The sequence below is a fragment of the Flavobacterium sp. UMI-01 genome (genome assembly GCF_019656315.1).
In the GTDB taxonomy this organism is placed as follows: domain Bacteria; phylum Bacteroidota; class Bacteroidia; order Flavobacteriales; family Flavobacteriaceae; genus Flavobacterium.
Map to the genome: position 1 here is coordinate 91862 of NZ_BPLU01000067.1, position 23158 is coordinate 115019.

The following is a 23158-nucleotide window of genomic DNA, read 5'->3' on the forward strand; positions in this document are numbered from 1 at the left end:
AACCCCTTAAAAATGCATTCTATTCAAGCCGATGTTTTAGTTAACCTAATAATGACCAGAGATAATACCCCGTGAAATAGCTTGCGTTTTTTACGGACTTATTAATTTGAAAAGCTTTTAAACTATGTTGTTTTGCTGTTTTCAAGTCATTTTTATGAACAAGCCTAGCGTAGCCTAAATGGGTGCTGGCCAATTGCTCCATTCGAATCTTCAGTGGAATTTCTTTCCAATCAAAATGTTTGGCATAAATTTTAATTAAGGCTAAAACCATTTTAACTTCATTATTGGAAGCCGCATTTCCTGAAGAATGTTTGCGGTAAAGTGCGGTATGGTGCCCTGAATACGCTATTTTATTTCCCGTTCTGGCAATTCTAAAAAACAATTCTTTGTCCTCGGCTGGATGCACTTCTTGAATCATCCCCCCTACAGATTCCCACGTTTTTTTTTCGATTATTGCAGTACAGGGATTTATCCCTATTTGATGTGTAAACAATGAAACATTAAAATCTTGTAGCATCGCTACGCTAATTTCTTGCTTAAATATGATGTTCTCTACCTTGTCTAAAAAAACAAGACATCCCGCATAAGCCATTTTAATTGTTGCATCTTGAGTAATAGTAGCTACTAGTGTTTCTAAATGGTTCGGTAGCCAAACATCATCGCTGTCTAACAAAGCCAACCAACTCCCCGAGGCATTGGCCACGGCAACATTTCGAGAAACACTTACTCCTGAGTTTTTTTCATTCGTAATTACTTTGACAACATTACTAACTCCCTGTGAAAATTCGTTTGCTTTTTGGAGTGTGGCATCTGTAGAACAATCATTTACCAAAATAATTTCCCAGTTGGAATACGTTTGCTGTTTTACAGATTCCAAGGTTTCTTGCAAAAATTCAGCTGCATTGTACGCTGGAACTATAACGCTTATCAGTGGATTGATCATTATTTATTTACTATTAATTTATAAAAACTAAAACTATAATTTACTGCCAATGAAATACATTGGTATAAAATGCTGTAGTATAAAATCCCTCGAAGTGTTGCTAAATCCCAAATAAAAAAAGCAGCAGTTACCGTTAACAAATTCATTGCTATAACTAGGATAGGATTCAAAAAATGACCTCTACTTCCCATCAAATTTCCTGTCATGGATGCAATTAAGCCAATACAATTGGACAAAATAATTAGAAAAAGTTCCGTAGATAAATCACTATAAGAAGAACCTAAAACCCATAACATTTGAGTGGGGAACAAAAACACAAAAAGAATTACCACTATCGAAAACACAAAAAGCAGGGCTTGAAAAAACAGAAAAGCTTTTATTATGAGCGATTTATTTTCGTCTAATCTGGAAAAACGAGGAATAAAAAGGGTTGACAATACGCTCGTAAAAAGTCCTATTAAGAGTGAAAACCTTCCTAATGCGCCAATACTAGCTAACTCATTAGAATTTCCAAAAACCGATAATATCCAAATAACAATTTGTCCTGAAAAGGCAAAAAAGACGATATTAGGTAATAATTTATAAACTATTGCTAAAATATCTTTTCTAACTGTTGCATCTGGTTTTTGATGTACGTCAACAAACTTACTGTTGATTTTCTTCAATTTTAGATTCCCATAAATTTGAGGTAATCCAGAAGCTAGGACAATAACAAATGTAAAAGGGAATATAAAAATGGTTGAAAGTGTTAGTAACAACCTACCCAAACCTACTTTTAATTGATTTTTTTGTAAGCTCTCAATATCTTGATGTAATTTGGGCGTAATTTCTAACAACGAATCTGATAAAGCAGCGTAAAAAGCAGGAATTAACGATAGCATTATTAAAGCAGCAGACAACCAACTGGCATTATTTTTTACCAATAAATAAAGAATAATCGGAGTGGCAATTACTAAGGTTACCGCAGCAAATTTCTTCCTTAAATCTAATCCTGTGGCAAGAATAACGCCTAGTTTTTTAGGGTCTTTCCACTCTTTTCCACTCAATGCCATGACGCCATTGGAGATACCAGAATCTGTAAAAACCACTAAAGTACCCAGCATTGTATTGGCTAAGGTATAAAAGGCATATTCTTGAATAGGTAGTAATCTCACAATCAAAATCCCTGTAATAAATCCAACTCCTTTTAAAATAATTTCGGTACTTCCTACAATGGAAACTAACTTTAGTACATCTATTCCCTTATCGTAGTGGCGATGGTTTCTTACTTTATCAAAAGCTTTGTTCATACTCAGGTACTTGTTTCTCAAAACTTTTATTATCCTTTTCCTATTCCTTTTATCTCAAAACCAATAGCACTTAATTTTTCTACATCTAAAATATTTCGACCATCAAAAACAAATGCGGGCTTGTACATATTGGCATAAATTGCTTCCCAATCATAAGTTTTAAACTCATCCCATTCCGTTAAAATCGCAACGGCGTGTGCTTCATTCATTGCTTCCATAGGGGATTTATAGACGATAATTTGTTTGAGTTTAGAAGCTATTTTCTTTTCGGTTAGTCCTTTTAAATCCCACAAATAACTCATATCTGCTTTGATTTTTTCTTCAGATACTTTGGGGTCATACACGTGAATTTCAGCTCCATCTTCAATCAAATGTTCCGCAACATAAATCGCCGCAGATTCCCTGGTATCATTGGTATCTTTTTTGAATGCCCAACCGAGGAAGGCAATTTTTTTCCCGCTTACCGTATTGAAAAGAGTTGTAATAATTTTTTTTGCAAAACGGTATTTTTGGTAATCATTTAAAATGATAACATGCTCCCAATAATTGGCTACTTCAGGTAAATTAAAATAGCGACACAAATACACTAAGTTCAAAATGTCTTTTTGAAAACAAGAACCACCAAAACCAACGGAAGCTTTCAGGAATTTAGGTCCAATACGACTGTCAGTTCCTATAGCATTGGCTACTTCATCGACATCCGCTTCTGTCGCTTCACACAAAGCCGATAAAGCATTAATAGACGAAATACGTTGTGCTAAAAAGGCATTGGCGGTCAATTTTGATAATTCCGAAGACCATACATTGGTTGTTAAAATCTGTTTTGGGGATAACCAATGGGCATAAATATCAACCAAACATTGGATGGCTTTTTTTCCACTTTCTGTTTGTTTTCCTCCTATTAGTACGCGATCAGCATAGAACAAATCTTCGATAGCTGTTCCTTCGGCCAAAAACTCGGGATTAGAAAGTACTTCAAACTTAACGCCATTTCCGGTACTGTCTAATATGGTTTGTAACGTTTGGGCTGTTCGTACAGGAAGTGTCGATTTTTCGACAATAATTTTATCATTTTTAGCCACTCGAGCGATTTGTCTGGCGCATAATTCGACAAATTTAAGGTCAGCAGCCATCCCTTTACCTTCTCCATAGGTTTTGGTAGGTGTATTTACAGCGATAAAAATCATGTCAGCTGCTTCAATAGCAGCATCTACCTCGGTTGAAAAAAACAAATTACGCCCTCTAGCTTCGGCCACAACCTCTGCCAAACCTGGCTCATAAACTGGTAATTTATCCAGGTCTTCATCATTCCATGCCGCGATTCGAGCTTCGTTTAAATCAACTACCGTTACCTTTATCTCTGGACATTTTAGAGCGATAACAGACATGGTAGGGCCACCAACATATCCAGCCCCTAAGCAACAAATATTTTTAATTTTCATAATGCTATTTTTTTTTACAAGCAGAAAAACTTTGCCTTTGTTTGATCATTAATAATTTACCTATTCAAAATAATTTAGAGTCGCATATCCTCCTACTTTCAGAAATTGATCTTTTTTCATCAACATTAAATCCGATTGCATCATATCTTTAACCAATGCTGCTAAATCGTATTTACATTCCCAGCCCAATTTAGTTTTGGCTTTTGTAGGATCGCCTATTAGTAAATCCACTTCGGTAGGTCTAAAATACTTGGGATCTACTGCCAATACTTCTTTACCAATTTCTAATTGATAATCGGGATGACTACAGTATTTGACAAAAGCTTTTTCTTCTATTCCTTGACCTACAAATTCCAGTTCAATTCCAACTTCGGCAAAACTCATTCGGACAAATTCACGAACTGGAGTGGTGACTCCTGTAGCAATTACCCAATCTTCAGGCGCATCTGCTTGTAAAATCATCCACATCATCCGTACATAATCTTTGGCGTGTCCCCAGTCACGACGAGCATCTAAGTTTCCTAAATAAAATTTATCTTGTAAGCCTAATGCAATTCTGCTGGCTGCTCGTGTAATTTTACGAGTAACAAACGTTTCCCCTCGAATGGGTGATTCGTGATTAAAAAGTATTCCGTTACACGCATACATTCCGTAGGCTTCTCTGTAATTTACTGTAATCCAAAAAGCATACATCTTAGCAACTGCATAAGGTGAACGCGGGTAAAAAGGAGTCGTTTCTGATTGCGGTACTTCTTGTACTTTTCCGTACAACTCTGAGGTGGAGGCTTGGTAAATACGAGTCTTTTTTTCCAATCCCAATAATCGAACAGCATCTAAAATGCGTAAGGTTCCTAAACCATCGGCATTTCCAGTATATTCTGGTGTTTCAAATGAAACTGCAACATGACTCATAGCCGCTAAATTGTAAATTTCATCAGGCTGAATTTCTTGAATCAATCGGATGAGATTAGTACTATCAGTCATATCGCCATAATGCAAAATGAAATTTCTATTTTCAACATGAGGGTCTTCATAGAGATGATCAATTCTGTCTGTATTAAACAAAGAAGTACGTCTTTTTAATCCGTGTACTTGATAGCCTTTTTTTAGTAGAAATTCACTTAAATAGGCTCCATCTTGTCCTGTGACTCCGGTTATGAGGGCGGTTTTTTTCATTGGATTGATTTTAAAATTATAGGACATCCTTGTGGTGTGCCATTTTGAAAAAGTCAGTTCGATTTTTTTCGGGATGAAACAAAAAAGAATGAAGAACTGTTTTTTAATGACTTGTTTCAGGTACTCAGAAAATAATCATTAAAAAGCAATTGAATCGAATGAGCTAAGACATAGCAATAGCTGCACGAGAAGTCGCAACAGGCAATTTTATTATTTTATGAGATTTTTATTCGATAGTAAGCGAAAGCAAACTACTAATACCGAACTTGTTTGAAATTTTCACTGTTTTCTAAAAACCAATTATAGGTTTTATGAATCCCCTTTTCTAAAGAAACTTGGTGTTTCCAACCGATTTGGTGCATTTTTGAGACATCCATTAATTTTCTTGGAGTACCGTTAGGCTTGGTATCATCCCAGAGAATATCCCCTGTATGTCCGATAATTTTTTGAATGATAAGTGCTAATTCTTTAATGGTAAGATCTTCACCTGTTCCTACATTATACAAATAATCAGGAAGTTGGTTTTCCAAAGCAAAAACAACGGCCGACGCCATATCATCCACAAAAAGAAACTCTCTCATGGGAGTCCCAGTACCCCAAAGCACTACTACAGCATTATTATTTTGTTTGGCTTCATGGAATTTTCGAATCATAGCAGGCAACACATGTGAACTGTTTAAATCAAAATTATCGTGCGTGCCGTATAAGTTGGTAGGCATCAAACTCACAAAATCCTTATTGAATTGTTTGCGAATTGCTTCACATGCTTTAATACCACTAATTTTTGCTAATGCATACCACTCGTTTGTAGGCTCCAGAGGAGAAGTCAATAGATAGTCCTCTTTTAAGGGTTGTGGTGCCATTTTGGGATAAACACAAGAACTTCCTAAAAAAATAAATTTTGAAACTCCTAAAAGATGGGCTTCATGAATAAGATTGTTTTGTATTTGCATATTTTCCATCAAAAATTGATACGGAAAATTATTATTGGCCTGAATACCTCCCACTTTTGCAGCAGCATCGATGATGACATCAGGTTTTATAGTATGTAAATACGCTCTAATCTCTTGTTGTTCCGTCAAATTTACTTCACTACTTGATGCACCCACTAGATTATTATAGCCCTTTTGGGATAAAATTCTCCAAATTGCGCTTCCCACCATTCCTTTATGTCCAGCAATATATATTATTGAATTTTTGTCAATCATCAGTGCTATCTTTTTATAAATAAAATTAGTTTAAAATTTTGTGTGATAGTAGAAACTCCCTCTTATAAATCTTCTTCCTTTAATACGGAATGAGACACCATTAGTTTTTTAAAATTAAACAAGGAAATACGCCCGCATCCTTTAATGAGTTTCATTTTATCAAAATCAATTTTTTCTAAAAGGCTTCGCTCCATTGTCTTTAGATCTTCCCAACAAAGTTTAATATCGTAATGCGCCTTGTAATATTTTTGAAGCACTCTAAACATTCCACCTCGCATATCCTCTTGAATATTAATTTTCTCAGTGGTATGCAGAATTTCTTTTAACTGATTATCCATCTGCAATTTATATTCTGCAATAATTTTAATCGCTAATTCAAATTCTTTAGAAGTAATCATCTCATTTCATTTAAAGGGGAAATATTCCCAAATTATTTAAATCAATTTCATGAAAGTCGTTTTTACAATAATGGTGAAGCAATTGATTTTAATTCTTGGTAAACATCTTTTACATCTTGGGAATTTTCTTTTTGCAAAACCATTAAAGCATCATCAGTATAGATTAAAATACAATTTTTAAGACCTACAAAACTAGTATGTCGAGAGGTTCCTATAACGATGTTGCTATTGGTATCCATAGGATGACCTTTTTGGACGAGGTAATCATATACCGATTCAAAAGAACCCAAATCAGACCAATCAAACCGAGAGGGAACCATTTTTATCGCTTTGGTTCTTTCCATAACGGCATAATCAACACTGATGGAGGGTATTTTTATAGACAAATTATAATCCAAGAACCCATTTTTGTTGGCTTTCCAAGCTGCTTTAGAGGCTAAGAAAACTTCAGGTTCCTGTTTTTCCAGTTCACTTAAAAATTTTGCAGCTTTAAAACAAAACAAACCACTGTTCCAAAAATATTTTTTTGTCTCCAGATATTTCGTCGCTATTTCTAAACTTGGTTTTTCATGAAATGCAATTACATTTTCATGATCAAATTCAATATAACCATATCCTGTTTCTGGCTTGGTAGGTTTTATTCCAAAAGTCACTAGATAATCTTGATTTGCTAACACAATCGCCTGTTTCAAAGCACTTTCGTATAAATCGCTACCTTCTATAACATGGTCAGATGGGGTAACCAATAAAATATCGTCTGGTTTTGAGGCAAAGGCAGCAAAAGCAATTGCCGCAGCCGTATTTCGTGGAATGGCCTCAACGATGTGAATAAAAGGTTTCTCCATTTTTGACATCAGGATATCCGTCAATTTGTAATTTTCAATATTTCCAACGACGATGGTATTATTAGAAAATGCGCCATTACGATTTATTGTTTTTTCAAAAAGAGATTCTCCTGCAAAAAGTTTCAAATATTGTTTTGGCATGCTTTTACGAGAAAGAGGCCACAATCTACTTCCAATTCCTCCAGTCAAAACTACGTGAGTAATTTGGTGAGTAACTGCCATTAGTGTGAATTTAAAAGTTCTTTTTGATATACCTCATGACGCAAATTGGTACTAGAAAAACGGTGATCTCTTGCATTGAAATAAAGTGTGATTCCCTTTTCTTCACAATATTTTCTTCCTGTGAAATCTTTGTCTTTATATTCATCGCCTACAATTCGCAAATCAATTGTAAAAGACTTCAATATATCTTCTAAATCTTGTTCAGTAGCATAAGGGACAATTTCATCCACAAATTTGCAAGCTTTCAATTGTATGTATCGTTCAACTACTGTTTGGGTAGGTTTGTTTTTGGTAGGTCGATCTATAGTAGGATCAGTCTGTAAACCTACAATTAAGTAATCACAATTAAGTTTAGCTTCTTCAAGCATTTTAACGTGCCCTGCATGTAACAAATCAAAAGCACTAAAGGTTATTCCAATTTTCATTTGTATTAGATTTAAATTAAACAATTAATTTTTTGTGTATTGATTATTATAAATAGTAGCGCAGAACTACCAAAAAAATACTTAAAAGATGCTGTTTTTTACAGAAAAGGATAAGGGTTCCCCGTGAATAGTTACATTTTACTATCCAAAAAAGAAAAAATAAAACTTGCAAAAAAGAAAAATTCAGTTGCTCAATTTTTGCAAAATGATTTTGATTTCTAGTTTCAAAAATTTAAGAATTCAAATCATTATAATAGTATTGTTTTAGCAATAACTACAATGTCAAAATTAGATAGAGTACAAGTGAAAAAAGGATGATTTTAGTGGTTAAAAATCCTTAATAAGGACAAATTGCTATTAAAACCGCCTTTAAAAAAGAGTTGTAAAAATTAAATTTACAACAATCAGCCTTAGTGATTTACGTGTTTCAGACCCACATCAAATCACTATAAAAACCTTACAACCCACACAATAATTAAAAACTCAAAAATTTAGTAGCATGAAATGGTATGTAGTCTTCACCAAACCAAAATGGGAAAAAAGAGCCAGTGATCAATTAACGCAGCTGGGAATAAACTGTTATTGCCCAATGATAAAAAAGGTAATACAAAGATCCGATCGTAAGATTAAAAAAGAAGTTCCTTTATTTAGCAATTATATCTTTGTTCAGTTATTGGAAAAAGATAGGAATAAAGTATTTTTATCACCAGGTGTTTTACGTTATTTGTTTTGGTTAGGAGCCCATGCTATCGTAAAAGACAAAGAAATTGAGACGATAAAAGAATGGCTTAGCGCTGGAGATACAGCTACGGAAATTTCAGTTATGCAATACCAAATTGGACAAAAAATCAAATTACATTCGGGTCCATTTTGTGAGCAAACGGCAGTAATTAAAGATATTACTAAAACACATTATGTTTTGATATTAGAATCTTTGGGTTATGTTCTGAAGGTAAAATATTAACAGACCTACTTTTATACCAACCCTTGCCTTTTTTAATAGCTTTAATTGTTAATGCTATTGCGTATTTATATTTTATAAAAAAAGACTTTAAAATGAGGAATCATTTCTATCCTGGGTGGTAAAGTATGCCTTTTCTTAGGCATCCCATTAAATCAATACCTCACTTATATTAGAATAAGCCAAAATTAGAAGGATAGCTTACAAACATCACTTTTTTTAACTCCCAAAACTTTAGCTAATTTATCAAGTTTTGACAATTTCAAATCTACTTTACCTCTTTCAATTTTCGAATACATTTTTACGCTCATTTCCATTTGAATGGCAACAAAATCAAGACTGTAATTGTTCTTCTCACGATATTCTTTTATATTCTTATAGATTTTATTTGCTTCCATAATCTTATAAATTAAATTATTCTTTATTAATCATTTTGGTATCGCATGTTACTTTGTTTCATTAAAAAAAATAGTGACATCAAACTTAAAGATGAATTCGATGGAGACATCTAAAACTTTAGAAATTTCCATCAACTTAGTAACCGTTAAATCAACTTCCCCTCTTTCAATTTTTCCATAACCACTCATACTCATTTTAAGCTCTCCAGCAACATACTCCCTAGTTAGATTTTTTAATTCTCTAATTTTCCTTATGTTTAGGTACACATTCGATTTTGCCATAACAAAAAGATTTAATTAATACTTATCCTGCTTTTTATATTCTCAGGATTGTCGAAATCCTTTTAATATTATTTCCCATGGTATTTATTTTTAATGTTAATTCAATTGCGCTTTAATGATTAAAAAAACAATTATTTATTTCACTTTATATTTTCTTTTTTCTAAAAAAATACTGATAAAAAAAGAATGTGATAAAAAAAACTTTCAAAATAAAAACATATAATAATTTTTAGTGAAATTTTTAATTTAACCATTAAATAACATGGAAAACATTAATTTAACAATGAAAACTTCAATAAAAACTTGTTTTTAAACCAATTCTTTAAATATTTGATAATATTAAAACAATTACAATTCAGCAAAAAAAAAAAATAATAACTATCTGACGAAAAGGTTACTATTCTCGATAAACCACACTATACTAAATAATTTCTTACAAATAAAACAAAAAGTATATGTTACTTCAAAAAATGCGACACTATTGTAAGAATAACTCTTTTACTATTTCTCATTATCAATCATGCAAAAAACTAAAACGTAAGAAAAAAAGAAGAAATAAGACACATTAATACCCCCGGTATTTTATAAATTCATTTAAAACTTTACTTCATTCCCTTCCTTTTACAATTGAATATTGTACTTTGTAGAAAATACACCGATGAAATGAAACAAACCCAGCGGAGAATAAGTTAACCGTAGATTCGCTAATTATTTCTTGTATCAGGAAATGATTAAATTGGCTCTAATTCCACTTTTAGGCGGTTCAATTTTTTTAAAAAATTTGCGAATGAGCGGTGTTCTACAAACTACCGTTTTTATTCCTTACTTCCCTTCCATTTACAATTGAATAGCTTACTTTTGCAAAAAAATTACTCTAGTGAATTATCTTTCAGTCGAAAACATATCAAAGTCTTATGGCGAACGCACGCTATTTGACAACATCTCTTTTGGAATCAACAAAGACCAAAAAATTGCTTTTATTGCCAAAAATGGTTCGGGAAAAACGACCATTATGAACATCATCAATGGTTTTGACGAGCCGGATACAGGGCAAGTTGTATTGCGTAAGAGCATCCGTATGGCGTTTTTGTCACAAGACAATAATTTGCAAGACGAGTTGACGATAGAGGAAAGTATTTTTGCATCGGACAATGAGACTTTAAAGGTCATTGAAGCGTACGAAAAAGCATTAGAAAATCCTGAAGACGAAGAGGCCTACCAAAAAGCCTTTGATGCTATGGACAGGCACAACGCTTGGGATTTTGAGACCCAATACAAGCAAATTTTGTTCAAACTAAAACTCGAAGATTTCAAACTGAAGGTTAAAAACCTTTCGGGTGGGCAAAAAAAGCGTTTGTCACTGGCAATTATCTTGATTAACCGACCTGATTTATTGATTTTGGATGAGCCTACGAATCACTTGGACTTGGAGATGATTGAGTGGTTGGAAAGTTATTTTGCCAAAGAAAACATTACGTTGTTTATGGTGACACACGACCGTTTCTTTTTAGAGCGTGTGTGTAACGAAATCATCGAATTAGACAATGGAAAAATATACCAATACAAAGGAAATTATTCGTATTATTTAGAGAAAAAAGAAGAACGTATCGCCTCAGAAAATGCGAGTGTGGACAAAGCACAAAACCTTTTTGTAAAGGAATTAGAATGGATGCGTCGCCAACCCAAAGCGAGAACAACCAAATCAAAATCGCGTCAAGACGATTTTTATGTAATTAAGGAAAAAGCCCAAAGTCGCCGTAAGGAGAACAAGGTGGAACTGGAAATCAACATGGAGCGCATGGGGAATAAAATTATCGAGTTACACAAAATCTCTAAAAAGTTCAAGGACCATGTGATTTTGGACAACTTTAGTTTTGATTTCCAACCTGGAGAACGCATCGGAATCATTGGGAAAAACGGAACAGGAAAATCGACTTTCTTGAACTTGGTTACTGGCACTTTACCTCTTGATAGCGGAAGAGTAGTTGTGGGCGAAACCATCAAAATTGGGTATTATACCCAAAGTGGTATCAACCCCAAACCGGGGCAACGTGTGATAGACATCATCAAAGAATACGGGGAATACATTCCGCTTAAAAAAGGAAAGTTGATTTCGGCTTCTCAATTACTAGAGCGTTTCCTTTTTGACAACAAAAAACAATACGATTATGTCGATAAATTAAGCGGTGGCGAACTAAAACGTTTGTATTTATGTACGGTTTTGATTCAGAATCCAAACTTCTTAATTCTGGATGAGCCAACTAACGATTTGGATATAGTTACCCTGAACGTATTAGAAAGTTTCTTGTTAGATTATCCAGGCTGTTTATTGGTGGTATCGCACGACCGTTACTTTATGGACAAAATTGTCGATCATTTATTTGTTTTTAGAGGTCAAGGCGAAATCGAAAATTTCCCTGGAAACTATTCTGATTTTAGAGCTTACGAAGACAGCGCCGATGTGGCTCAAAAAGAGGAAAACAAAGTTGAAAAAAAAGAATGGAAACAAAAAAATCCAACTGGAAACCTCAGCTTCAACGAACAAAAAGAATTTCAGAAAATTGAACGTGAAATCAAAGATTTAGAACTGGACAAGGCTAAGATTGAACAGCTTTTTGCCGATGGTAAAGTTGCCGATGCGGATATTGAGAAAAAAGCCAACGAACTGCAAAACATCATCAATAAAATCGAAACCAAAGAAGAACGCTGGTTTGAACTAAGCGCAAAGATGGAAGGCTAAAATAAGCATCTAACATAAAACAAAATCCACAATAGAAAACGAATGCTATTGTGGATTTTTAATATTCCTATTTACTGTAATGAGTCGCTTTTATTTGGCCAAATCAAAACGATCCAAATGCATGACTTTGCTCCAAGCAGCAACAAAATGTTGCACAAACTTGGCTTTAGCATCATCACAAGCATACACCTCAGCAATGGCTCTTAATTCAGAGTTGGAACCAAAGATTAAATCCACTCGTGTACCAGTCCATTTTACAGTTCCTGTTTTACGATCTTTGCCTTCAAAAACTTCTTGTGTATCTGAACTTGCTTTCCAAGCTGTATTATAATCAAGTACATTCACGAAAAAGTCATTCGACAATACACCAGGGCGGTTTGTAAATACCCCATGTTTAGAATGATCAAAGTTGGTATCCAACACACGCATTCCGCCTATTAACACCGTCAATTCAGGGATAGTCAATGTTAACAATTGAGCTTTATCTACTAATAATGCCTCAGTTGCAATGGTATATTTTGTCTTCAAATAATTTCTAAAACCATCTGCGATTGGCTCCAAAACTGCAAAAGATTCCACATCCGTTTGTTCTTGCGAAGCATCTGTTCGTCCTGCTGCAAAAGGTACTTTTACATCATATCCAGCATCAGAAGCTGCTTTCTCTACTGCAGCACAGCCACCTAGGACAATCACATCCGCTAACGATACTTTTTTACCATCTGTTTGCGAAGCATTAAAACTAGATTGAATTTCTTCTAACACTTTTAACACAGAAGACAATTGAGCAGGATTGTTCACTTCCCAATCTTTTTGTGGAGCTAAACGGATTCGAGCACCATTAGCCCCTCCACGCTTATCTGAACCACGGAAAGTAGATGCCGAAGCCCAAGCGGTAGCAACCAATTGAGATACTGATAAACCGGAAGCAATAATTTTTGATTTCAAAAGTTTAACATCATCTGCATCAATCAATTTATGGTTAACGGCAGGAATTGGGTCTTGCCAGATTAATTCTTCTTTAGGTACTTCTGGCCCTAAATAACGTGAAATAGGTCCCATATCACGATGGGTTAATTTATACCAAGCACGTGAAAAAGCATCGGCAAATTCATCTGGATTTTCATAAAAACGTCTTGAAATCTTTTCGTACTCTGGATCAAATCGCAATGACAAATCGGTGGTTAACATAAAAGGAGCATGCGTTTTTGACGGATTATGAGCATCTGGATATTTTCCTGCACCAGCGCCGTCTTTGGCAGTCCATTGGTGAGCACCTGCAGGACTCTTAGTTAATTCCCATTCGTAACCAAAAAGATTTTCAAAGAAATTATTGCTCCATTTAGTAGGCGTAGTGGTCCAAGCTCCCTCTAGTCCACTGGAAATGGTATATTCTCCACTTCCTGTACCAAAAGTATTTTTCCATCCCATTCCCATTTCTTCAATAGTAGCGCCTCCAGGTTCAACACCCACATATTGATTAGGGTCGGCGGCTCCATGAGTTTTACCAAAAGTATGTCCGCCAGCAATCAAAGCAACGGTTTCCTCGTCATTCATCGCCATACGACCAAAAGTTTCTCGAATATCTTTTGCTGCTGCTATAGGATCTGGGTTTCCATTAGGGCCTTCAGGATTTACATAGATAAGTCCCATTTGTACCGCTGCAAGTGGATTTTCAAGTTCTCTGTCGCCTTCATATCGGCTGTCTCCTAACCATTCTTTCTCTGAACCCCAATATACATCCAACTCAGGCTCCCATATATCTTCACGACCACCAGCAAAACCAAACGTCTTTAATCCCATAGATTCTAAAGCGCAATTCCCTGCCAAAATCATCAAATCGGCCCATGAGATTTTCTTCCCGTATTTCTTTTTAATTGGCCATAACAACAAACGAGCCTTGTCCAAATTCACATTATCAGGCCAACTATTCAATGGCGCAAATCGTTGTGAACCAGAACCTCCTCCACCTCTACCATCAGCAATTCGATACGTACCAGCACTATGCCAAGCCATCCTAATGAAAAAAGGCCCATAATGACCATAATCTGCCGGCCACCAATCTTGAGAATCGGTCATCAAATCAAAAAGATCTTGCTTAACCGCTTGTAAGTCCAAACTCTGAAATTCTTTAGCATAATCAAACCCCTCCTCCATCGGATCAGAAAGAGAAGAATGCTGACGAAGAATGTTTAATTTTAATTGATTGGGCCACCAATCGTGATTACTTGTTCCAGTTCCTGCACTTTGCTTAGGGGCACCACCTGAAAATGGACATTTACCGGCACCATTTGAATTGCTCATGTTTTCCATAATATTATATGATTTAAATTTTATTATTCTCTTTTGCTAAAGTATAACACAAAAACCTATCGATATTTAAAATTCAATAGATAAAAACTATAACACTATTCTGTGTCTCTCAAATTTAAACAAAAAAAAGACCACAACAAAACTAAATTCTGTTGTGGTCAAAACCATATTGCTCAACAATTATCCGTTAGATAAAATGCATCAGATTCATTTAAAAGGGCAATTCTAATTTAAAGCTAAAGTAATTTAAACCCAAGATGTCCGTCTAACCAGAAGTTTCGGGAGTCGAAGGCCTCATAAATGATACATTTCGACAAACTTTATATGACAATAGGCCTAAAATTAATTTCACCCAACGGGTTAAAATGATAATTACTTTACCAAGGAATCGGATTGTAATCTTTCAAAAATTTTCCGCACCAATGTTTTCCGGTGTTAATACCGTCAAATAACGGATCCATTACTCTTGCAGCACCATCTACAATGTCTAATGGAGGCTGAAAGTCGAGTTGTTCCTGTTTCTTTTTGGCCAATTCAGCGGGGTCTTCATCTGTAACCCAACCCGTATCCACGGCATTCATAAAGATTCCGTCTTTGGCTAAAGTTCTTGCAGCAGTATGTGTCAACATATTCAAAGCCGCCTTGGCCATATTGGTATGTGGATGACGATCTTCTTTAAAATCACGGTAAAACTTTCCTTCCATAGCCGAGACATTGATAATATGCTTACGTCCTGTGTTGTCTTTTTTCATTAATTCAGAAAGGCGATTGCACAGCACAAATGGCGCAACCGAATTCACCAACTGCACTTCAATCATTTCAGTGGTTTCAATTTGCCCTAATTTTAAACGCCAACTATTGGTCTTTCGTAAATCTACTTGTTGCAAATCTGCGTCCAATTCTCCTTCTGGAAAAACTTCTGTAGTCTCTAAGGCTTTATCAAACGAATACGGAATTTGAGACAACTGCGCCGAAGCTCGCAATCCAATTCCAGGCTCAGGGCCGTGCCAAGTAACAGGCATATTTTGATTTGAAGAAGCCCCTGTTGTCAATGCTTTCAATTCATTCAAACAATGGATGTGATCGGACAACAACGTTTGAGCTTGCAAAGGTAATGAAGTTAAAGGGCGTTCCTCGTTTTTCATCAAATGCGTGTAAAACCCGGAGGGGCGACGCACGGTTTGAGCCGCATTGTTGATTAAAATATCCAATCGTCCGTATTGCTGTTCGATATAATTACAAAAAATCTCCACACTTGGAATATGACGCAAATCCAATCCGTGAATTTTCAATCGGTCTTCCCATTCCTTAAAATCAGGTTCTTGCGCAAACCGTAAGGCGGAATCGACTGGAAAACGCGTTGTAGCCACCACGGTTGCACCAGCTCGCAACAACATCAAGGTGATGTGATAGCCTATTTTTAACCTTGACCCCGTAACCACTGCTATTTGTCCTTTCACATCAGCCGTTTGAAAACGCTTGGCATAGTTAAATTCCCCACAATCCGTACACATACTATCGTAAAAATGATGCATTTTGGTAAAATTGGTTTTGCACACATAACATGGTCTTGGTGTTTCCAATTCTAAGGTTTCTTTAGTCGCTAATTCAGCTGCCACAAGCAATTTGGGAGCCATAAACACAGTAGCTTCACGAGCCGTCCGAATTCCTGTTTCCTTACGAGCCGTACGATCACGCTTCTCCATCTTGCGTTTGGCTGCTTTGGCACCGTCTTTTTTACGGCGCGAAAGTTCGTCACGATCAGGTCTAGCAAACTGTCCTGCCGCTTTGATTAAAGCAGTACGTTGTTCTTTTGGGATATCAAAAATCTGGTCTGTATGGGTATTCAATTGAGAGAGAATAGCAATACAACGGTCTATTTCAGTTGAATCAATTGCAATCATCTCTTCCATTTCTTCTGGATGTGTCATATAAAGTGCCTCTTGGCTAAAATTCCAAGGCCGCAAAGATAGTTTAATAAAAAGCTATATCGCAAAGATTCACAAAGGAGAACACAGAGACTCGCAAAGTTTTATTTTTAGTTTTTCTTTAAAATAAAAATCTCCGTGTATCTTTGTCTAATATACTTTGCGAATCTCTGCGAAATTACCTCATATGCTTTTTCAAATCAAATCCTATATAAAATTCCTTTGGCATTCAAAGAATGAACATGCCGTGCATTCCCCATTCGTATTTCTTTTGCTTACCAAATGTTTTTATGACAAAAAAAACAAGGCTGATTATGCGGTTTTAAAACAATTTAGACAAAAATTTTTAGACAATACTACTGTAATTGAAATCACCGATTTTGGAGCGGGTTCCAAAGTATTTCCGTCCAACCAACGCCTCATTTCACAAATGGCGAAAACCAGTGGCATCCACCCAAAGAGAGCCCAATTATTATATCGAATTGCTACTTATTTTCAGCCAAAAAATGTACTAGAACTGGGGACTTCATTAGGTTTAGCAACTTCAGCCTTATCTTTAGGTTTCCCAAAAGCAAGGATTACTACCCTTGAAGGTTGCCCACAAACGGCAGCACAAGCACAACAGCAATTTCAAAAATTTGGTTTAACCAATATTGAAACCGTTGTAGGTGAATTTGAAACATCTTTTAAAAATTTAGCTATCGAAAAACAAAAATACGACCTGATATACTTTGATGGCAATCACGCTAAAAAAGCGACTTTAGATTATTTTGAACGTTTATTACCTACAATTACTAATGATACTGTTTGGATTTTTGACGACATTCACTGGTCAGCTGAAATGGAAGAAGCATGGAACATCATAAAAAACCATCCAAAGGTAAAAGTAACCATCGATACTTATCAATGGGGATTGGTTTTCTTTCGGTACGAACAACCCAAACAGCATTTTGTCATTCGAGTTTAAATCTCCCAATGAATAATAAAAATGCGTTAAAAAAAGAAGAAACTCCAATCTTCCATTTACATTTAGTATTTTTATTTTCTAAAAAAAAGTAGCGCTCAAATGACGGACTCTTTAATCAAAATAACCAACATCACACGCAATTTTACTTTAGGCGATGAAACCGTCTATGTGCTAAAAGGAATTGATTTAGAAATCAACAAAGGGGAATATGTTGCACTGATGGGCCCCTCAGGTTCAGGAAAATCAACCTTGATGAATCTTTTGGGGTGTTTAGATACACCCACTTCGGGAACCTATATTTTAAATGGCAAGGATGTAAGCCAAATGAAAGACAATGAGTTGGCGGCCATTCGCAATAAAGAAATTGGATTTGTATTTCAAACCTTCAATCTTTTACCACGTATGAATGCATTAGACAATGTGGCCTTACCGATGATATATGCAGGTTATCGCAAACCCGAAAGAACAGCAAGAGCACAAGAAGTACTTACACAAGTAGGTCTTGCTGACCGTATGGACCATCAACCTAACCAACTCTCAGGGGGACAACGCCAGCGGGTAGCTGTGGCTAGAGCTTTAGTAAACAATCCTTCTATTATCCTCGCCGACGAACCCACTGGAAACCTAGACAGCAAAACATCTGTAGAAATCATGATGCTTTTTAACGAAATCCACTCCAAAGGTAATACCGTCATTCTAGTTACCCATGAAGAAGATATTGCCGCTTATGCACATCGGGTCATTCGATTGCGAGATGGAAAGATTGAAAGTGACACGGAGAGAATAATTGGTTAACGGATTAAATGGTTAAATGGTTAAATGGTTAACTGATTAACTGGTTAATTGGTTAACTGATTAACTGGTTAATTGATTAAAACCTAAACGATTAAACTCTAAACAATTAAACCCTAAACAATTAACCTCTAAACGATTAAACCCTAAACAATTAACCTCTAAACGATTAACCCCTAAACAATTAACCAGTTAAACAATTAAACCCTAAACAATTAACCTCTAAACAATTAAACAATAGAAAAAAAATGAAAATATACACCAAAACAGGTGACAAAGGGACTACAGCACTTTTTGGAGGCACAAGAGTCCCTAAAGACCACGTCCGGATTGAGAGTTATGGCACGGTGGACGAACTCAATTCTTATATTGGATTGATTCGCGACCAAGAAATAGACTCCCATTACAAAAACATCCTAATCGAAATTCAAGATCGTTTGTTTACCGTAGGCGCAATTCTGGCAACACCACCCGAAAAAGAAGTATTAAAAAATGGTCAACCCCGCTTACAAAATCTAGGTATTCTTTCTACTGACATCGAATTGTTAGAAAAAGAAATTGACAACATGGAACAAGCTTTGCCCCCCATGACGCATTTTGTACTTCCTGGCGGACACACCACGGTGTCATATTGTCACATTGCACGTTGTGTATGCCGTAGAGCCGAACGTTTAGCGGTTCATTTGAACCACGAAGAACCTATCGAACCGCTTACCATTCAATACTTAAACCGACTTTCTGACTACCTTTTTGTCTTGGCACGAAAGTTGACTTTTGATTTACACGCTGAAGAAGTGAAGTGGATACCAAGAAAGTAATTCGTGAACAGAAAATAGTCATCAGTGACAAACTGAACACTAAAAAACAGCATACTGAACACTCGAAAAAAACACGTTCTTAATTTTATTGTAAAAAAAACTTTTTTTACTTGTATTTTTCAGTAAAAAATTTATTTTTGCACAAAACTAAATCGATAAAAAGATGTATTGGACATTAGAATTAGCATCCTATTTGAGTGATGCACCGTGGCCTGCTAACAAAGATGAACTTATTGACTACGCTATACGTGCAGGAGCACCACTAGAGGTGGTAGAAAACCTTCAATCAATCGAAGATGAAGGCGAGATATATGAATCGATGGAAGAAATTTGGCCTGATTATCCTACTGACGAAGACTATCTTTGGAATGAGGACGAATATTAAAAAATAAATCAAGAAAAAGTCTCATACTCTGAGGCTTTTTTTTTGGTTCGATATAAAAACAAAAACAATTTAGAAACAAAAACTATTATGAGTTTCATAAACAGCATTTTAAAAGCCTTTGTAGGAGACAAATCCGAAAAAGATGTTAAGGCTTTGCAACCTTATTTAAAAAAAATAAAATCCTTTGAAAGCACATTAATTACGCTTTCTCATGATGATTTAAGAGCGAGAACCTATTATTTTAAAAACCAAATCAAAGAAGCTCGCGCGGCTATTGATGCTAAAATAAATGCGTTACAACAAGAAGTAGAAGCTACAGAGGACATCGATAAAAGAGAAGAACTTTACGACAAAATTGACGCCCTTGAAAAAGAAGCTTACGAGATTTCCGAAAAAACTTTATTAGAACTTTTGCCTGAAGCTTTTGCTGTGGTAAAAGAAACAGCTAGACGTTTCAAAGAAAATTCAGAAATCACCGTTACCGCTACTGAACAAGACCGAAAATTTGCGGCAACCAAACCTTATGTGGCTATCGAAGGAGACCAAGCCATTTGGCAAAACCAATGGAATGCCGCTGGAAAAGCCATCACTTGGGACATGATACACTATGATGTACAGTTAATCGGTGGTATGGTATTGCACCAAGGAAAAGTAGCCGAAATGCAAACAGGGGAAGGAAAAACATTAGTAGCGACCTTACCTATTTATTTAAACGCCTTGACAGGAAACGGAGTACATCTTGTAACGGTGAATGACTACTTGGCCAAACGTGATAGTACTTGGAAAGCACCATTATTCGAATTTCACGGCATGACTGTGGATTGTATTGACAACCACCAGCCAAACTCGGAAGGCCGTAGAGCCGCTTACAACGCTGATATTACCTATGGCACCAATAATGAATTTGGTTTTGACTACCTAAGAGACAATATGGCACATTCGCCAGACGATTTGGTTCAACGCAAACACAACTTTGCGATTGTCGATGAGGTGGATTCGGTATTGATTGATGATGCGAGAACACCATTGATTATCTCTGGACCCGTTCCGCAAGGAGACCGTCACGAGTTTAACGAATTGAAACCAAAAATCGAAAACCTAGTAAACCAACAGCGCCAACTAGCCAACGGATTTTTGGCTGAAGCCAAAAAATTAATTAAAGAAGGCAACACCAAAGACGGTGGATTCTTATTACTAAGAGCGTACAGAAGTTTGCCTAAAAACAAAGCCTTGATTAAATTCTTAAGTGAAGAAGGCATCAAGCAATTGTTGCAAAAAACAGAAAATCAATACATGCAGGACAACAACCGTGAAATGCATAAAATTGATGAAGCCTTGTATTTTGTAATCGAAGAAAAAAACAACCAAGTCGAATTGACAGACAATGGTATCAAATACCTTTCAGGAGATACCGACTCTGATTTCTTCGTTCTACCCGATATTGGAACTGAAATTGCCAACATCGAAAAGAAAAATCTTGACAAAGACGCCGAAGCCGAAGAAAAAGAACGTTTGTTCCAAGACTTTAGCATCAAGAGCGAACGTATTCATACGTTGACCCAACTTTTGAAAGCCTATGCCTTATTCGAAAAAGATGTGGAATACGTTATCATGGACAACAAAATCATGATTGTCGATGAACAAACAGGTCGTATCATGGACGGTCGTCGTTATTCTGACGGATTGCACCAAGCCATTGAAGCCAAAGAAAACGTAAAAATCGAAGCTGCAACCCAAACTTTTGCTACAGTAACCTTACAAAACTATTTCCGAATGTACAGCAAATTGGCTGGTATGACGGGAACAGCGGTAACAGAAGCAGGTGAGCTTTGGGAAATCTATAAATTAGACGTAGTTGAAATTCCAACCAACAAACCTATTGCCCGTATTGACAAAGAAGATTACATCTACAAAACTACCCGTGAAAAATTCAATGCGGTAATCGAAGATGTGACTGAATTATCCAAAGCGGGTCGTCCCGTATTAATTGGTACTACCTCAGTTGAAATCTCTGAATTGTTAAGCCGTATGCTTAAGATGAGAGGCATAACACACAACGTATTGAATGCCAAAATGCACAAGCAAGAAGCACAAATCGTTGAAGAAGCAGGAAAACCTGGAGTAGTAACCATTGCTACCAATATGGCAGGTCGTGGTACCGATATCAAATTGTCCCCTGAGGTAAAAGCAGCAGGCGGATTAGCCATCATCGGTACAGAGCGTCACGATTCACGTCGTGTGGACCGTCAGTTGCGTGGTCGTGCAGGTCGTCAAGGAGATGTGGGAAGTTCACAATTTTACGTATCACTAGAGGACAACTTGATGCGTTTGTTTGGTTCAGACCGTGTGGCCAAAGTAATGGACCGTATGGGACTAGAAGAAGGCGAAGTAATTCAACATTCGATGATGACCAAATCTATCGAGCGTGCTCAGAAAAAAGTCGAAGAAAACAACTTTGGTGTGCGTAAACGTTTATTGGAATACGATGACGTGATGAACGCACAACGTGAAGTCGTGTACAAGCGTCGTCGTCACGCCTTGTTTGGCGAGCGCCTGAAATTGGATATCGCTAACATGATGTATGACACCTGCGAAGTGATAGTACAAAACACCAAAGGTGTGAGCGATTTCAAAGCATTTGAATTCGAAATTATCCGCAATTTCTCTTTCACCTCACCCGTAAGCGAAAGCGATTTTGCTAAAATGAGCGAACAAGAATTGACCGGTAAACTATACAAAGCCGCTTATCAATTTTATACCGAAAAAACAGAGCGTTCTGCAAGAGAGACCTTCCCTATCATTGCAGGCGTTTACGAAGACAAAAACAACCATTACGAGCGTATCGTAGTACCATTTACGGATGGTGTTAAATCTTTGAACGTGGTAACCGACTTGAAAAAAGCCTACGAAACACAAGGAAAACAATTGGTGGCCGATTTTGAAAAAAACATCACCCTAGCCATTGTAGACGAAGCTTGGAAAAAACACTTACGCAAAATGGACGAATTGAAACAATCCGTTCAATTAGCCGTTCACGAGCAAAAAGACCCGTTGCTTATCTACAAATTCGAGGCGTTCAACTTGTTCAGTAGCATGCTAAACGGAATCAATAGAGAGGTGATTTCGTTCCTTTTCAAAGGCGATTTACCGCAACAATCGGCTCCTGAAACCATCCACGAAGCCAGAGAGATTCCTCGTCCAAAAGAGAACTATCAAACTCAAAAAGACGAAATCGTTTCGAGCGAAGCAGCTAATCGCGAAGCTGGGCAAACTCAGCAACGTCAGGTAACGGAAACCATCGTTCGCGATATGCCAAAAATCAATCGTAACGATACCGTAACCATTCAAAACGTGGCTACAGGACAAACACAAGAAATGAAATACAAAAAAGCCGAAAGCCTACTCGCTACCGGACAATGGGTACTGGTAAACGCCTAAACCCTTTTAAATCCATAATTCCAATCCCCAATTACGAAAGTAGTTGGGGATTTTTTTTGTTTTTAGGAGCAGAAGCTTTGGCTTTCATAATGACTTCCCTCCCGCTATTCGTTGCAATCTCTTGTACTGGCTTTCGCCATACAAGAGGATTTCCACTGCTATCGGGGCTATGAAACTACGTTTCTATTTTC

At 36.4% G+C, this 23158-nt stretch carries 19 protein-coding genes; 7 read left to right on the top strand and 12 right to left on the bottom strand.

Going from position 1 to position 23158, the window contains the following annotated elements; all coding sequences use genetic code 11:
* Window positions 1-40 precede the first annotated feature (40 nt).
* The 8 genes from K5R64_RS14380 to K5R64_RS14415 all read right to left on the bottom strand — a co-directional run bounded on the left by K5R64_RS14380 (window position 41) and on the right by K5R64_RS14415 (window position 7948).
* Window positions 41-943, bottom strand: a complete 903-nt coding sequence (locus K5R64_RS14380) for a glycosyltransferase family A protein (protein ID WP_220764412.1) — start codon at window positions 941-943, stop codon at window positions 41-43.
* Window positions 943-2232, bottom strand: coding sequence for a polysaccharide biosynthesis protein (locus K5R64_RS14385; RefSeq protein WP_220764413.1), 1290 nt, complete (start codon window positions 2230-2232; stop codon window positions 943-945). Before K5R64_RS14385 ends, K5R64_RS14380 begins: the two co-directional genes overlap by 1 nt.
* A 29-nt stretch (window positions 2233-2261) precedes the next feature.
* Window positions 2262-3674 carry a UDP-glucose 6-dehydrogenase gene (locus K5R64_RS14390; RefSeq protein WP_220764414.1) on the bottom strand — a complete coding sequence of 471 codons (1413 nt, stop codon included), beginning with the start codon at window positions 3672-3674 and terminating at the stop codon, window positions 2262-2264.
* Window positions 3675-3734: 60 nt separating this feature from the next.
* Window positions 3735-4850 (bottom strand): GDP-mannose 4,6-dehydratase, encoded by a 1116-nt coding sequence (gene gmd, locus K5R64_RS14395; protein WP_220764415.1) that lies wholly within the window; start codon window positions 4848-4850, stop codon window positions 3735-3737.
* Between the two features lie 254 nt (window positions 4851-5104).
* Complete coding sequence (locus K5R64_RS14400; RefSeq protein ID WP_220764416.1) at window positions 5105-6058, bottom strand: GDP-L-fucose synthase; 954 nt, start codon at window positions 6056-6058, stop codon at window positions 5105-5107.
* 62 nt (window positions 6059-6120) lie between these two features.
* Window positions 6121-6456 carry a hypothetical protein gene (locus K5R64_RS14405; RefSeq protein ID WP_220764417.1) on the bottom strand — a complete coding sequence of 112 codons (336 nt, stop codon included), beginning with the start codon at window positions 6454-6456 and terminating at the stop codon, window positions 6121-6123.
* 62 nt (window positions 6457-6518) lie between these two features.
* The gene (locus tag K5R64_RS14410; protein WP_220764418.1) at window positions 6519-7523 is read right to left on the bottom strand and encodes a mannose-1-phosphate guanylyltransferase; all 1005 of its coding nucleotides are present in this window, start codon (window positions 7521-7523) and stop codon (window positions 6519-6521) included.
* Window positions 7523-7948, bottom strand: coding sequence for an adenylyltransferase/cytidyltransferase family protein (locus K5R64_RS14415; protein ID WP_220764420.1), 426 nt, complete (start codon window positions 7946-7948; stop codon window positions 7523-7525). Before K5R64_RS14415 ends, K5R64_RS14410 begins: the two co-directional genes overlap by 1 nt.
* Before the next feature lie 499 nt (window positions 7949-8447).
* On the opposite strand from K5R64_RS14415, the gene K5R64_RS14420 reads away from it, so the two are divergent.
* Window positions 8448-8912, top strand: a complete 465-nt coding sequence (locus tag K5R64_RS14420; protein ID WP_220764421.1) for a UpxY family transcription antiterminator — start codon at window positions 8448-8450, stop codon at window positions 8910-8912.
* A gap of 185 nt (window positions 8913-9097) precedes the next feature.
* Here the strand turns inward: K5R64_RS14420 and K5R64_RS14425 are convergent, their stop codons facing one another.
* Window positions 9098-9307: a helix-turn-helix domain-containing protein gene (locus K5R64_RS14425; RefSeq protein ID WP_220764422.1), complete on the bottom strand. Its 210-nt coding sequence runs from the start codon at window positions 9305-9307 to the stop codon at window positions 9098-9100.
* A 48-nt stretch (window positions 9308-9355) separates the two neighbouring features.
* Entirely contained in the window at window positions 9356-9589 is a 234-nt protein-coding gene (locus tag K5R64_RS14430) for a helix-turn-helix domain-containing protein (RefSeq protein WP_220764423.1), read from the bottom strand.
* Window positions 9590-10466: 877 nt separating this feature from the next.
* Here K5R64_RS14430 and K5R64_RS14435 point away from each other — a divergent pair.
* A complete protein-coding gene (locus K5R64_RS14435; protein WP_220764424.1) occupies window positions 10467-12329 on the top strand; it encodes an ABC-F family ATP-binding cassette domain-containing protein in 1863 nt (620 codons plus the stop codon).
* Window positions 12330-12419: 90 nt separating this feature from the next.
* On the opposite strand, the gene katG is transcribed toward K5R64_RS14435, so the two are convergent.
* Together katG and K5R64_RS14445 are read right to left on the bottom strand one after the other, a co-directional pair.
* Window positions 12420-14639, bottom strand: a complete 2220-nt coding sequence (gene katG, locus K5R64_RS14440; protein ID WP_220764425.1) for a catalase/peroxidase HPI — start codon at window positions 14637-14639, stop codon at window positions 12420-12422.
* A 377-nt stretch (window positions 14640-15016) separates the two neighbouring features.
* Window positions 15017-16570, bottom strand: a complete 1554-nt coding sequence (locus K5R64_RS14445; RefSeq protein WP_220764426.1) for an SDR family NAD(P)-dependent oxidoreductase — start codon at window positions 16568-16570, stop codon at window positions 15017-15019.
* Between the two features lie 184 nt (window positions 16571-16754).
* Here K5R64_RS14445 and K5R64_RS14450 point away from each other — a divergent pair, with 184 nt between their 5' ends.
* The 5 genes from K5R64_RS14450 to secA all read left to right on the top strand — a co-directional run bounded on the left by K5R64_RS14450 (window position 16755) and on the right by secA (window position 22967).
* Window positions 16755-17534 carry an O-methyltransferase gene (locus K5R64_RS14450; RefSeq protein ID WP_220764427.1) on the top strand — a complete coding sequence of 260 codons (780 nt, stop codon included), beginning with the start codon at window positions 16755-16757 and terminating at the stop codon, window positions 17532-17534.
* A gap of 99 nt (window positions 17535-17633) precedes the next feature.
* Window positions 17634-18329, top strand: coding sequence for an ABC transporter ATP-binding protein (locus tag K5R64_RS14455; RefSeq protein WP_220764429.1), 696 nt, complete (start codon window positions 17634-17636; stop codon window positions 18327-18329).
* 245 nt (window positions 18330-18574) lie between these two features.
* Entirely contained in the window at window positions 18575-19144 is a 570-nt protein-coding gene (locus K5R64_RS14460) for a cob(I)yrinic acid a,c-diamide adenosyltransferase (protein ID WP_220764431.1), read from the top strand.
* A gap of 163 nt (window positions 19145-19307) precedes the next feature.
* Entirely contained in the window at window positions 19308-19529 is a 222-nt protein-coding gene (locus tag K5R64_RS14465; protein WP_007138072.1) for a DUF2795 domain-containing protein, read from the top strand.
* 87 nt (window positions 19530-19616) lie between these two features.
* Window positions 19617-22967, top strand: coding sequence for a preprotein translocase subunit SecA (gene secA / locus K5R64_RS14470; protein ID WP_220764432.1), 3351 nt, complete (start codon window positions 19617-19619; stop codon window positions 22965-22967).
* The last annotated feature ends 191 nt before the right edge of the window (window positions 22968-23158 follow it).